Source organism: Actinokineospora diospyrosa (assembly GCF_024171925.1).
GTDB classification, from domain to species: Bacteria; Actinomycetota; Actinomycetes; order Mycobacteriales; family Pseudonocardiaceae; genus Actinokineospora; species Actinokineospora diospyrosa.
The window spans coordinates 345780-359250 of the sequence record NZ_JAMTCO010000003.1 but is presented as its reverse complement, the minus strand read 5'-3'; the positions used below and the strand labels follow the sequence as shown (position 1 = coordinate 359250).

At 68.5% G+C, this 13471-nt stretch carries 13 protein-coding genes; 1 reads left to right on the top strand and 12 read right to left on the bottom strand.

The genetic code is table 11. The annotated features are described in order from the left end of the window. Window positions 1-200: 200 nt before the first annotated feature. Window positions 201-1889, bottom strand: a complete 1689-nt coding sequence (locus LV75_RS06205; protein ID WP_253885683.1) for a PstS family phosphate ABC transporter substrate-binding protein — start codon at window positions 1887-1889, stop codon at window positions 201-203. 159 nt (window positions 1890-2048) lie between these two features. Between LV75_RS06205 and LV75_RS06200 the strand changes: the two genes are divergently transcribed. Further along, window positions 2049-2645, top strand: a complete 597-nt coding sequence (locus LV75_RS06200; RefSeq protein ID WP_253885682.1) for a DinB family protein — start codon at window positions 2049-2051, stop codon at window positions 2643-2645. 13 nt (window positions 2646-2658) lie between these two features. Here LV75_RS06200 and LV75_RS06195 read toward each other — a convergent pair whose 3' ends face one another. From LV75_RS06195 to LV75_RS06145, 11 genes are all read right to left on the bottom strand, one after another. Beyond that, complete coding sequence (locus tag LV75_RS06195; RefSeq protein WP_253885681.1) at window positions 2659-3234, bottom strand: copper resistance CopC family protein; 576 nt, start codon at window positions 3232-3234, stop codon at window positions 2659-2661. Window positions 3235-3424: 190 nt separating this feature from the next. Beyond that, window positions 3425-4705, bottom strand: a complete 1281-nt coding sequence (locus LV75_RS06190) for a cytochrome P450 (RefSeq protein WP_253885680.1) — start codon at window positions 4703-4705, stop codon at window positions 3425-3427. A gap of 272 nt (window positions 4706-4977) precedes the next feature. Continuing rightward, entirely contained in the window at window positions 4978-5322 is a 345-nt protein-coding gene (locus LV75_RS06185) for a hypothetical protein (protein ID WP_253885679.1), read from the bottom strand. A gap of 49 nt (window positions 5323-5371) precedes the next feature. Continuing rightward, a complete protein-coding gene (locus LV75_RS06180; RefSeq protein WP_253885678.1) occupies window positions 5372-6481 on the bottom strand; it encodes a DegT/DnrJ/EryC1/StrS family aminotransferase in 1110 nt (369 codons plus the stop codon). Then, window positions 6478-7905, bottom strand: coding sequence for an NDP-hexose 2,3-dehydratase family protein (locus tag LV75_RS06175; protein WP_253885677.1), 1428 nt, complete (start codon window positions 7903-7905; stop codon window positions 6478-6480). The genes LV75_RS06180 and LV75_RS06175 overlap by 4 nt, the downstream gene beginning before the upstream one ends. A gap of 79 nt (window positions 7906-7984) precedes the next feature. Further along, window positions 7985-8695, bottom strand: a complete 711-nt coding sequence (locus LV75_RS06170) for a class I SAM-dependent DNA methyltransferase (protein WP_253885676.1) — start codon at window positions 8693-8695, stop codon at window positions 7985-7987. Next, the gene (locus LV75_RS06165; RefSeq protein ID WP_253885675.1) at window positions 8682-9911 is read right to left on the bottom strand and encodes an activator-dependent family glycosyltransferase; all 1230 of its coding nucleotides are present in this window, start codon (window positions 9909-9911) and stop codon (window positions 8682-8684) included. Before LV75_RS06165 ends, LV75_RS06170 begins: the two co-directional genes overlap by 14 nt. Window positions 9912-9974: 63 nt before the next feature. Continuing rightward, window positions 9975-11165, bottom strand: a complete 1191-nt coding sequence (locus tag LV75_RS06160; protein WP_253885674.1) for a macrolide family glycosyltransferase — start codon at window positions 11163-11165, stop codon at window positions 9975-9977. A gap of 1 nt (window position 11166) precedes the next feature. Beyond that, window positions 11167-12102 carry an NAD-dependent epimerase/dehydratase family protein gene (locus LV75_RS06155; protein WP_253885673.1) on the bottom strand — a complete coding sequence of 312 codons (936 nt, stop codon included), beginning with the start codon at window positions 12100-12102 and terminating at the stop codon, window positions 11167-11169. Next, a complete protein-coding gene (locus LV75_RS06150) occupies window positions 12099-12704 on the bottom strand; it encodes a dTDP-4-dehydrorhamnose 3,5-epimerase family protein (RefSeq protein WP_253885672.1) in 606 nt (201 codons plus the stop codon). Before LV75_RS06150 ends, LV75_RS06155 begins: the two co-directional genes overlap by 4 nt. A 25-nt stretch (window positions 12705-12729) precedes the next feature. Then, complete coding sequence (locus LV75_RS06145; protein WP_253885671.1) at window positions 12730-13467, bottom strand: hypothetical protein; 738 nt, start codon at window positions 13465-13467, stop codon at window positions 12730-12732. Window positions 13468-13471: the final 4 nt, after the last annotated feature.

The window sequence follows — 13471 nt, the reverse complement described above, 5'->3', positions numbered from 1 at the left end:
GCCACCACAGCACGCATCCACAAGATCATCCGCCACAAGCGCCCCCGATATACAGCCTACCGAGCGACACCACCAAACCGGCAGCCCCAAGCAGCACCCTGTGGACAACCACAACCGTTGTGGATAACCGCAGCAACCACGGACGTTGAAGTCAACCGCGAAGGCTGAGCACACCCGCGAACGTTGCGCCCGTCACCCCACTAACGGTTGTTGCACAAGCTCAACGACGCCCCCTCCGGCGTCGTGCACGGCAGATACCCAGAGTCCCTCAGCCGCGACCGAGCACTGTCGTGCGTCCGGATGTACTCCGTGAACGCCCCCAGCAACCCATCCGGCGCGGGAGCCCCCTTCGTGTACAGGTGCTCAACCGTCCAAAAAGGATAGTTCGACGCCAGCCCCACGGCGGTGTCGAAGGTCTTGCCGTCGATGCTGATCGACTTCAGGTCGCCCTTCTTGCGCGCCTCGGCGACCGAGGGCGCGTCCGCGTAGCCCATCGTCCCGGGGACCTCGCTGATCTTGGCGACCAAGTCGGCGTTGGAGTCGCGTTCGCAGCGGATGACCCGGGCGCTGGGGTCGCGGTCGGCGGTCAGGCACTCGTTGGACGACAGCCCGCCCTCGCCGCCGCGCAGGACTTGGCTCTCGAACAGCTGCCGGGTGCCGGAGGACTGGCCGCGGCCGACGATGCGGATGGGCAGGGACGCGGTGCCCGGGCGCAGCTGGTTCCAGTCGGTGATCTCGCCGCGGTAGATCTTGACCAGCTCGGCGGTGGTGAGCGAGTCGACGGGGACCTCGGCGTTGACCACCACGTGGTAGATGACCACGGCCAGCTGCAGCGAGTTCAGCCCCGCCGCGTGCTGCTGTCCGTCGGAGAGGGCGGCGGAGGTGGTCGGGTCGGCGCCGGTCAGCCAGCGCACGCCGTCGATGCTGCCGGTGGCCTGGGTGCTGATGTGGGCGTCGGAGCACACGGCCATGTAGTCCTCGGCCATCGCGGCCATCGTGGGGGTGAAGACGCTGGAGCCCTTGATGGTGAGCTCACCCTCCGCGCAGTGCACCGACGGGTCGACCGGGGGCGAGGCGAACACCAGGCTCAGCACCAGGAAGGCGGTCAGCGCCAGGGCCAGCGCGCCGGTGAGCCTGGGCAGGGTGAACCGGCGCTCGCGCTTCTCGTCCTTGATGATGCCGTTGTCGTCGAGCTTGCCGGTGACGGTGATCTCCTTGCTGGTCTCACCGCCCGGGTGGTCCTCGGGTTCCTCCAGCACCACGACCAGTTTGATCTTCTGCTTGCGCTTGAGCGCCAGGGTCTCCAGCCGCACGCCGTGCCAGCGCGGCTCGGCCTCGGGCTCCTTGGGCGCGGGCGCCTGGCCGCCGATCCAGCGGACCATGCGCTGGGTCATCTTGTCGCGGACCGTGCGCAGGTTGTCCCGCTCCCCGGCGGTGATGGTGGGACCGACCGGCTCGGCGCCGTCGGTGCGGAAGAACCGCAGCCCGGCGCGCAGCTTCTCGCGGACCTCGGCGGACCCCGCCTCGGAGAACCGCGCGTTCCACACCACCCGCTCGCCGAAGGTGAAGGTCAGCGGCTTGTCGAAGTCGTCGGGGGCGATGTCGTAGCCGCCGGTGTTGCGGATGCGGATGACCACGATGCTGAGCCGGTCCAGCAGCCGGGTCAGGGTGGCGAGCTGGCCGGGGGTGCCCGCGGCGGACTCGTCGAGCAGCTTCTCCGGGCCGAGGCCGATCTTGGAGTTGTAGTGCACCCGGTAGCTGACCCGTTTGCGCCGGATCAGGAACCGGTCGACGAACGGCGTGGCGATGAGCAGCACGATGCCCAGCACCAGGTTGCCCGCGCCGAGGAAGTCCAGCACCGCGCGCAGCGCCTCCCGCAGGTCGGTCACGGCGACAGCCCCTCCCCGGTCGACCCCTGAGTCGACACCGCGCGCAAAGCCTAGGGAGGGAGATCACCCGCGGGCACCGCGACAGCCATCCGTTCACCCGCGGTTCAGCCGCCGGTCGCCCGGGCGCGGGTGTCGGGGGGAGCTGCGATGCTGGGTGCCATGACCTCCGAGCCCAAAGCCGACCTGCACCGCTACCTGCGCGTCGCCCGCGAGGCGCTGCTGTGGAAGCTGGACGGGTTGTCCGAATACGACATCCGGCGCCCGCTGACCCCCACCGGCACGAACCTGCTCGGCCTGGTCAAACACGTCTCGGGCTGCGAGATCGGCTACTTCGGCGACAGCTTCGGCCGGCCGTACCCGGTCCACCTGCCGTGGCTGGACCTGGTCGACACCGAACCCAACGTCGACATGTGGGCCAGCGCGGACGAGTCGCGCAAGGACATCGTGGAGCTCTACCGCAACGTGTGGGTCCACTCGGACGAGACGATCGACCGGCTCCCGCTGGACGCGCTCGGCCGGGTGCCGCACTGGCCCGCCGAGCGGGCGGAGACGACCCTGCACCGGCTGCTGGTGCACATGGTCGCCGAGACGCACCGGCACGCGGGGCACGCCGACATCGTCCGCGAGCTCATCGACGGCGGGGTTGGTCTACGCGCGGGGGTGGACAACATGCCCGAGGGCGACGCCGCCTGGTGGGTCGACTACCGGGCCACCCTGGAGCAGGTGGCCCGGGACGCGGGCCAGGCCGAGGCCTGACCCGCGCGGGGGGCTACTTCCCGCTGGGGCGGCGGGAGCGCAACAGCAGGCCGACCACGAGCGCGACCAGCACCACCAGGCCCGCGACGAACCAGACCCAGGTAGGCATACCGGTCTCCGCGGCGGCAGGTTGTGCTGCCGGGGGCTGGGTGGACTCGGTAGCGACGACCTCGGGGGTCGTGGCGGGGGCCTCGGTGGTTGTCGTGGTCGGCGCGGGGGCGTCGACGGCCAGGGTGAAGTCGATGGCGCCGCTGACGGTGTGGCCGTCGTCGGAGTTCACCCGGTACTCGATCACGTACGGCCCGGCCGGGCCGACCGGCTGCACCGGGACGGTGACCACGGTGCCCGCGACCGCGGGGGTGCCCACGATCCAGCGGACCCCGCCGGGGCTGCTGACCGCGACCGCGTCGACCTTGGCGGTGACCGCCTCGGTGAAGGTCAGCGTCAGGGTGGTGGGCAGTTGGGCCAGGCTCGCGCCCTTGGCCGGATCGCTCGACTTGAGCTCGGCGTGCGCCGAGGCGGGCAGCGCGGTGCCCAGGACAGCTGCGCCCGCCAGGAGCAGGGTGGCGGCGAGGCGGCGGAACGACATCGGGGACCTTCCTTCTTCGGGACATGCGGGACCCCGGGCGCCGCGCGCGTCGGGGGCTGCCCGACGGGGACGGCGCGAGCGGGTGCCGTGATCCCTCGGCGCGGAGCGTACCCAGGTGGGTGCCGCGCGGCGGATCCACGGTGCCCGGGAATGGCCCGCGGTGGTGAATGCCGGATGCCCGGGAAAGGGGTCAGCCGATGCTGACCGGGATTTCCTCGACGCCGTAGACAATGGACGTCTTGCGGAATCGCAGTGACGACTCCGGATTGGTCAGCCGCAGCCGGGGGAATCGGCGGACCAGGGCCGGGTAGGCGGCGCGCAGCTCCATCCTGGCCAGTTCCGCGCCGATGCAGCGGTGCGCGCCGTGGCCGAAGGCCAGGTGCTGGGTGGGCTTCCTGGTGGGGTCGAACCCGGGTCTGCCGCCGACCAGGGCGTCGTCGCGGTTGCCCGCGTTCAACGAGCAGACGACCACGTCACCGGCGCTGATCCGGGCGCCCGCGATCTCCAGGTCGCGGCGGGCGAAGCGCGGGAAGGCGACCTGGACCACGGTCAGGTAGCGCAGCAGCTCCTCGACGAACGGGCCGATGGCGGCGTCGTCCTCGCGCACCCGGTCGCTGGTGGCCTGGTCGCGCAGCAGGATGAGGGCACCCAGGGCGAGCATGCTGGCGGTGGTCTCGAAGCCGCCGGTCAGGATGCCGTCGGCCAGGCCTGCGAGCTCCTTGTCGTCGACGTCGTCGCCGTGCTCGCGGATGATCATGCCGAGCAGCCCGTCGCCCGGGTCGACGCGCTGGGCCTTGACCACGCCCTCCAGGTAGACCAGCGATTCGGAGATGGCGCCGATGGAGGCGCCCGCGCCGCCGAAGAGGTCGAACCGGGCCACCGCGAGGCGCTGGAACTCGTCGCGGTCGGCGTAGGGGACGCCGAGCAGCTCGCAGATGGTCAGCGACGGGATGGGCAGCGCGAAGGCCTCGACCAGGTCGACCGGGTCGGTGGCGGCTGCCATCCGGTCCAGGCAGTCGGCCACGATGGCGTCGATGCGCGGGCCGAGGCGCGAGAGCCTGCGCATGGTGAACTCGGGGGTGAGCAGCTTGCGCAACCGGGTGTGGTCGGGCGGGTCGGCGAACCCGAGGCCGCCGGGGTTCTGGTCCTGGATCCCGATGAGTTCGCCCAGGTGGGTGTAGTCGTTGCTGAACGAGGTGGTGTCGGCGAGCACCTGCTTGTTCTCCGCGTAGCCGGTGACCAGCCAGACGTTCACCCCGAACGGGACCGGCAGCCTGGTGATCGGCGCCTGCTCGCGGATCCCGTCCAGCTCAGCGGTCGGTTCGAGGCCGTCGCGGCGCAGCGGCACCAGCGCCCCATCGGGCAGCAGCGACAGCGCTCTGGTGCCCACTTTGCGCAGCACCAGGCGGGCCAGCGCGGTACGCGCCAGCCGTGCCGCGACGGTCGTGCCGACCGTCCGAATGAGACCCATTGCGACCTCCCCCGGGACGCTTGCCCGGGCCGACCCTACCGGGGGACCGGTCGGGGTCTCAGCGACCTCTCAGCGGCCGGACGGGTGGACATGACCCAACTCACACCGGGGCACCTGGGCGTACTTCAGTCCGTTTTGGCCGGTCGGCCCGGGTGCGCGGGGGAAGAAGTGCCGGTGGGTATTCCGCCGGGCATTGTCCGCCCGCCGCGGGCGCGATTCCGAAATTCCGGGAAACCGCATTTCCCCAGGGTACTGACGCCAGGTCCGGGCGGTCACAGCCGGGCGCGGGCGACCTCTTCCCCGTGCTCGGTGAGCGAGAACCACCACGACGTGGTGTCGGGTTCCCAGTTGACGGCCGCCATGGCGCTGATGAACCGGTCCAGGACGTCCGCCGGATCACCCGTCCAGGCGACGAAACCGGGTTCACCGAGTTCACCGACCGCCATCAGGTCCTCGCGCAGCAGCGCGCCGACGACCTCGACGGCCAGGGCCCGGGTCGCGGCGAGGTCGTCGCCGCTGACCTGCCACAAGCAGTAGCTCAACGAACGCGCCGGTACCCAGTCGTCGACGCCCTGCTCGAGCAGGTCGAGGACGATGGCGTCATGAGGCGAGTCCATGCCGAGAGACACTATTCGACCACAGTGGACATTGCCCACCGAGGGCGGCTCACACCGCGCGCAAGACCTCCCGCAGCGCGCTGATGACCTTGTCCTGCAAGTCCTCCGACAGCGACGAGTACATCGGCAGCGAGAAGATCTCGTCGGCCACGCGCTCGGTCACCGGCAGCGACCCCGGCCCGTAGCCGAGGTGGGCGAACCCGCTCATCGTGTGCACCGGCCACCGGTAGCTCACGTTCAGCGAGATGTCGTAGGCCTGCAAAGCCTCCAGGATCGCGTCTCGCCGGGGATGGCGGACGACATAGACGTAGTACACGTGCTCGTTACCCGGTTCAACCGCAGGCAGGACTAACTCCGTGTCCGCCAAAGCCTCCGCATATCGCTCCGCAACCTTGCGGCGGGCATCGAGGTACCCGTCCAGGCGGCGGAGCTTGCGACGCAGGATCTCCGCGTGGACCTCATCCAATCGCGAGTTGTGACCGGGTGTCTCCACGACGTAGTACTGCTTGTCCATGCCGTAGTACCGCAGCCTGCGCAGGCTGGCATCCACCTCGGCGTCGTCGGTGATGACAGCACCACCATCGCCGTAGGCGCCTAGAACCTTGGTCGGGTAGAAGGAGAACGCGGCAGCCCTACCTGTGGTCCCCGCGATCCGGCCCCCCTGCCTCGCGCCGTGAGACTGGGCACAGTCCTCCAGGATTGGGATGCCGTGCTTGCTCGACAAGGCGGTAAGAGGGGCGAGATCGACGCATTGACCATAGAGGTGGACGGGCAGCAGGCAGGTGGTGCGCGGGGTGATCGCGGCCTCGACCTGGCTGACGTCCATCAGGTAGTTGCGCTCGTGCACGTCGACGAACACCGGCGTGGCGCCGACCTGGTCGATGGCGATGACCGTGGGCGCCGCGGTGTTGGACACCGTCACCACCTCGTCGCCGGGGCGGACCCCGAGCGCGCGCAGGGCCAGGACCAGGGCGTTCGTCCCGTTGTCCACCCCGACCCCGTGGCCGACGCCGTGGTAGGCGGCGAACTCCTCCTCGAAACCGCGCACGCTGGGACCGAAGACGAGCTGCCCGGACCGGAACACCGTGTCCACCGCGTCGAGGATGTCCTCGCGCTCGTTCTCGTACTCGGGCAGGTAGTCCCAGACGCGGGTGGTCATGGCGTTCCCTCCGGGGTGACCAGGCTGTGCAGGCAGGCGAGCACGCTGCGCGCCTGGACGTTGAGGTAGTGGCTGTGCCGCAGGAGGGTCGCCAGCTGGTGCGGGGCGAGCCAGCGGTAGTCGGGGTGGTCGGGGGCGACCTCGGCGTCGGTCTCCACCACGACGTAGCGGGTCCTGGCGTGCATGAACCGGCCGCCCTCCTCCGAGTGCACGGCGTCGAACCGGACGCGCTCGGGCGGGGCGGCGAGCACCTCGTCGAGGAACGGCGGCCGGGCCTCGGCTGGCAGCTCGGCGTAGGTGTCGGGGGTGCACTGCACGGTCGGGGCGAGCTCGACGACGTCGAAGTAGCCGGGTTCGACCTTGGCGTTCATCAGCACGTGCGGCACGCCGCCGACCCGGCGGACCAGGAAGGCGACCAGGCCGAGGCCGCGCGGCCGCAGCATCGGCTGGTGCCAGCGGCCGACCTCGCGGCCCGCCGCGGTGACGCCGACCCCGACGACGTCGAAGAACAGGCCGGTGTCGTGGCTGATGCGCCCGCCCGCCCAGCGCCAGTCGGTGACCTCGTTGAGCGGGATCTCGCGCACGCGCACGTCGTGGCGGGTGCGCGAGTCGGTGATCCAGCTGAGCAGCTCGCCCATGGTGTGCGCGGCGGGCGCGGCCGGGTCCAGCGCGCCGACCAGGTCCGCGGCGAAGTCCCGCGCCCCGGGGTAGCGGTAGGCCACCCCGGCACCGGAGAACGGGAAGCAGCAGAGCACGGTGCGGGTGTCCATGTTGATGAGGTCGTCGAGCCGCAGCAGCGCGTGCACCTGGGCCAGGGTCAGCCAGCAGAACCCGTCGAGCACCTCGACCGGCTCGTCGACCCGCACGACCATGTTGCGGTTGCGCTTGCGGTGGAACCAGGCGCCCTGCTCGGACTGGCGGGCGTCGGCGAGGACGGTGTGCCGGGACGTGTCGCGGAAGTAGTCCAGGTACGGCACGGCCTTACCGCCGTGGACGCTGGTGTAGTTGCTGCGCGTGGCCTGCACAGTTGGCGACAACTGCACGCCGTTGACGTTGCCTGGCTCGACCTTGGCCTGCATCAGTAGGTGCGGCACGCCGTCGAACTCGCGCACGAGGATGCCGAGGATGCCGATCTCGGGCTGGCTGATGATCGGCTGGCTCCAGCGCGGGATCGGCGCGCCTACGACCTCGACGTCCAGGCCGCGCACGGTGAAGAACTTCCCGCTGTGGTGGCCGATGTCGCCGGTCTCGGGGTGCACGGACCAGCCGTCGAGGCGGTCGAGCGGGACGGGTTCGACGCGGGTGTGGAACCGGTCGCGGCAGTCGGCGAGCCAGGAGTCGAACTCGCCGGTGGTGCCTGCCAGCGCGGAGCGGGCGACCCCGGCGGCGAAGTCCACCTGCCTGGCCTCGGACAGTTCGGTCACGGTCGTGTCCCAACCCCTGCGGTGTGAATGTAAGCGAGCCTAGGAACGCCGCTAGCGCAGCAGCAACCCCTTGGTACCCCTAGTGTTTCGCCGCGACGAAGGCACCGCGACCGTTCTGCACGCCCGGTAGGTAGTCGGCGGTAAGACCCGCCCTCGTGAAGGCGTCCTCGTACTGCTGTCTTGTGTAGAGCGATGCCAGGTAGGTCTCAGCGAAGTGGGTAATACCCTCAGGCCGCGCGACTGTGTAATGCACTTCCATGCGCGACTTATCGCCAACGCGGGTCGCGTGCGACACCCGTGCCACGGTAAGGCCTTCCACCTCTACCACGTCACCGGCGATGTACCCATCGGTGAAGGTCTCCGCGAACCACCAGGGGTCGACGACGAGTACGCCGCCGGGGTTGAGATGCCGGGCGAAACACGCTAGTGCCGCATCCAACTCGGCCTCGGCCATCGTGTGCCCGATAGAGCCGAACATGCAGGTGACAGCGTCGAATCCCCGACCGAGGTCGAACGACCGCATATCGCCTAGGTGCACGACCTCGCCATCGAACTTCTTACGCGCTACCTGGACCATCGGCTCGGAGATCTCCACGCCAGCGACCTCGTCGAACAGCTCGGCGAAGGCGACTAGATGCGCCCCGGTAGCGCAAGCGATGTCCACAAGGGAGCGTGCCTGTGGTGCCCGAGCCCGGATCAGATCTGCGACGAAGGCGGCCTCAGCGTGGTAGTCCTTGCCACGACCTCGGTGGATCAGGTCGTAGATCTCGGCGAACTCACGCCCGTACATCCGCCACCCGCCGCTCTAGTTCAGCAACCACGTCGTTGGGCGATGGCGCGGAGAGCACGTCATCTCGTAGTCGTTGGGCACCTTCGCGGAACGCTGGTTCTTCGAGCAGCCGGACTAGGGAGTCACGAACGTGCTCTAGGGTCACCTCGTGCGGGAGGATAGACAGGCCAGCGCCGGATTCGACGACCTTGCCTGCTCGCACAACTGTGTCCCAGAAGCCAGGCAGGATAAGTTGCGGCACTCCATACACGGCGGCAGTGGACTGGATACCGGCGCCACCGATGTGCACGACCGCGGAGCAGGTAGGTAGGAGTCCGGCCATTGGCACAAAGTCGAACACCCTCGCGTTCGCGGGGGCAGCGTCAACAGTCTCACCGGGCATTGGCAGCAGAGTCGCGATGATCTCGACGTCTAGGTCCGCAAAGGCGTGGAGCGCGCCTAACGAGAACATGTCGAAGCCGAAGTAGCCGCGCACCGATACCCCTGCCGTGACTGCGACCCTCGGCTTGGTCGGCGGCTCGGCAAGCCAAGAGGGCAGTGACGCAGGACCGTTGTAGGGGATGTAGCGGACCGGTAGGACGTCAAGCCCGTTGTCTATGCGGTGGCTGGGCGGGCCGGGATCAATCGTCCAGTGGCCGGTGACGACTCGCTCGCTGAACTCACCACCGTGACGCTTAAGGAGCTCGGTGAGCCAATCCGCGAGGGGGTCGCCGCGGTGGTCGACACCGTCCAGGAAGCGCAAGCGGCTACGGGTGACGACATCGGCGCCCCAGAGCATGCGGGCGTGGGCAGCGCCGACGGCCTCCGCCGCAATGGCGCCCGCCCAGGTGAACTGCTCCCAGATGACCAGGTCGGGCCGCCAGAACCGGGCGTAGCCGACCAGGTCGGCGACGAACTCCTCGTTGTTGACAGTGCGGAAGTAGTCGCGCGTCGTCTCGTCGAAGAAGGTGAACAGGGCGTCGTGGTCGACGTCGTTGGTGACGGCGTCGACGACCCTGGCCGCCCAGGAGTCGTCGCCCTTCTCCTGCATGACCTGCTTCCACTTGTGGTCGCCGCCGAGCGGGACGGCCACCAGGCCGGACTCGACGACCGCCGCGGCCATCTCCGGCTGCGTGGCGACTCGAACCTCGTGGCCCGCGGTGCGCAGCGCGGAGGCGAGCGGCACCATGCTGAAGTAGTGGGTCTTCTCGGAGTGCGCCACGAACAAGATTCGCACGGCTTGCCCCTATCGTCCGATTTGCCCAGGACGGTATGGAGTGTCCGGTAAGGCGAACAACCCCTAGCGGCCCCTCTTCGCCGCGTAGGTCTCCACCGCGTCCGCACCGGCAGGGCCGCCTCCCGAGGCATCGATATCGGCCCGCATCCGACCGACGCGCTCGCGGGTCATCTTGTCCCTGTTGACGTCCAGCACGGCCGCGCGGATTCGGGACGGTGGGGGCAACTCGTCGCGGATAACCCTGCCGAGACCCAGTTCCGCGACCCGCCTCGCGTTGACCCAGTCTTCCGGGGAGGAAGGTACGACCACCAAGGGGACGTCACGCGAGAGTGCGCCCATCACGCTGCCCAGGCCCGCGTGGGACAGGAACACGGAGGTGTGGGCGAGCACGTCGAGGTTCGGCAGCCAGCCGTGGACCTCCACATTGGACGGGATAGTGCCCAACTCGGCGCGGTCGACGCCCTCGTGCAGCGCCATCACGACGTGCCACGGTTGGTCGCGGAACGCGTCGACACAGGCCTTGAAGAAGCCCGCGCGCCGGTTCACACAGGTTCCGAGGGAGACGAACAACAGGGGCTTGTCGTTGTCCGGAGGTGCCCACTGGGTGGGGTCGGCAGCGAGGCCAGGACCGACGAAGACGAACCGCTCGTCGAAGGTATCCCCCGCGAACTGAAAGGACCGGGGGAAGTAGACGAGGTTGAGGTCCTCGGTGCGCCCGATGAAGTCCTGTAGGTCCGTGTCGGCCTGTCCGCGGTCGGCTAAGAGGCCCGTCAGCCGCCGGAAGAACGACTGCAGCTCAGGGTGGGTGAGCTCGGCCCGGCCCATCTTCTCAACCATCTTCTCCAGCAGGGAGAAGTGTTGATTGGAAGCGAACACGGGCAGGCACTGCGCGATCGGAACGTCCCACTGGCGGCCCAAGATGCGGGCGGCGTGGTAGACGGTGAGGTCATAGCAGATGACGTCCGGCGCACCCTCGTAGTGCTCATCGACCGCCTTGAGGATTGCCTCGCTCTCGGTCAGGTAGATCCCAGTGAGCGCGGCAGTCTCATCGGCGGTGTTGTACGCAGACAGGTCGATGCCCGGTAGGCGCGATTCGTAGGGCAGGACTGTCGCACCGGTTGCCTCTACCTTCGCGACTGGGCCTGCCGCAGTCACATAGGTGACGTCGTGACCACGGCGGACCAGTTCCTCCACCACCCCGAGCGACGGGATGACGTGGCCGTAGCCGGAGTTGTTCAAGTGCAGAACGCGCATCTCAGCCTCCGGCAACAGCAGCGACAGTGCGGCGAATCCCCTCTTCGAGGCTCACCTGGGTCGTCCAGCCCGTGACCGAGTGGAAGGCGGACGCGTCCACCTCCACGCTCTTGAGGTCGGTCGGCTCCATATGCCCGGGCGGGGGTACCGACACGACCGGAACCGGGGGCTGACCGGTCACGGCGGCCACCTCAGCGGCGACCAACTCGAACACCTTCCGCAGCGGCACACCGACACCGCTACCGAGCACGTAGTGCCGTCCAGCCAGCGCATCAGCGTGGTCGAGAGCAGCGATAAACGCGGCGGTGACGTCATCTGCGAACACCAGGTCACGGCGGACGGTTCCGTCATGCCACATGGTCAGAGGCTCGTTCGCGAACGCCTTACGCGCCATGAACGCGACAACGCCACGGTCGCCTTGTTCGCCGTAGATGGTCGGCAGCCTCAAGGACACTCCCCGAATGACGCCATCGGAGGTGGCGTCCTTCAGCAGGTTCTCCGCTGCGAGCTTCTGCCGGGTGTAGGCGCTAAGAGGCTTGTCTTCCTCTGTCCCGTCAATGCGCACCCTGTCAGCTAGACCGACCTGGGTCTCGGTACCGGAGAACAGCACCACTGGCGGCGTCGGACGCGATCGCAAGGCCTCGACCACATCATTGAGGAGGCCGACATTGACGCGCTCGGCAGTGGTGTCCCCGTCCGCCACACGCCAGCCGCCGTCGGTGTAGGCAACAAGGTGGACGACCGCGTCGGCGTCGGCAACATGGTCGGCGACACCATCACGTAAGTCCGCTGCCCGCACCTCCACCTCGGCTACCGAGTCGCCGGGCACCGGGGTTGGTCGGCGGGCGACCAACCGCAGTTGGATCTGCCGCGCGGCCAACGCGCGGACGATGCCAGTGCCAATGAACCCGGACGCACCGAGGACGACAACCCTCACCGGTAGAGCTCCCGCTCGATCTCCTGGCACAACGCGTACTCAGGAAGGATGCCTGCCTCGCGTGCCTCTGTCATCGTCGGCGCCACCTGATCACGATCGGAGATGATCGGATCAGTGATGTCATCAGGGATCGGCAGGCCCAACGCAGGGTCGAGCACCGCTAGCGCCAACTCGTGCTCGGGGACGTAACTGCTAGACACCATGTACGACATCACGGTGTCGTCTTCGAGCGCGATGAACGCGTGCCCGCAGCCAACCGGGAAGTACATGGCCCGGAAGTCGTCCTGGTCGAGCAGCACGGAGTCCCACTGACCGTAGGTGGGGGAACCGACGCGAATGTCGACGATGATGTCGATGGCCTTACCACGGGCGCAGTAGACGTACTTCGCCGAACCGGGGCGGGTGAGCGTGAAGTGCACTCCGCGCACTACGCCCCGCTGGGAGCGGCTGTGGTTGGTTTGCGCGATAGGGAACAGCTTGTGCCCGGTGGCCTGCACGAAGGTGGGCTCCTGGAAGGGCGACAGGAACAACCCACGGTCGTCGGGGAACACCTTGGGGGTGAACTCCAGGGCGCCGTCGACCTTGAGCTTGCGGAACTGCACGGTGCTCCTCCTTTCAAGAGTGGGGTCAGCGGAAGCGTTTGCCCTCGTCGGACCGGTAGGCCCTATAGGCGAGGAAGGCCAAGACAACGGTCCACACACCCAGCATCACCATCGACAGGGCGTTCGGGGTGTAGTCGCCGATGGCCGCCCACACCAACTCGGCCGATCCCCGGGTGGGGATGAACGGCGAGACGTTGGAGGTGAAGCCGCCGGTGCTGTTCGGGTCGGTGAACAGACCACCCAGGTAGGCCAAGATGATCGGCGCGATGCTGGTGATGACGCTGACCAGGTACGGGTTGACCGCGTAGCCGATGGCGAGCATCAGCAGTGAGAACGGGATGACCGCCAGCACCAGCGCGCCAAGACCGAGCAGGACGTCTAAGAAGGACGCGGTGGCCTCGGTACCGATAACGGCGATCGCGATGAGCGGAATGCTGCCCGCGACCACGAACACGGAGCTCATCGCGATCATGCTGACCATCTTCGGCACCGGGCCGCCGGGCAGCGTCCGCACGTAGCCACCCCACGGCTTCATGCGCGCGTCGGCGATACCGAGCCCGTACTGGGCGGAACAGATGATGAGCACGGTGAACAGGCACATGGAGCCGGTGCTCAGCGTCGCGGCGACGGGGTCGTCGCCGAGGGCGGGCACCACGAACAGCAGCATGCCGACGGTGGGCAGGAACAGCAGGGCGACGAAGACCATCGGGATGCGGATGGCACCCAGGATCTCGAACTTGGTGTAGGCGGCGATCGTGTTCACGTCG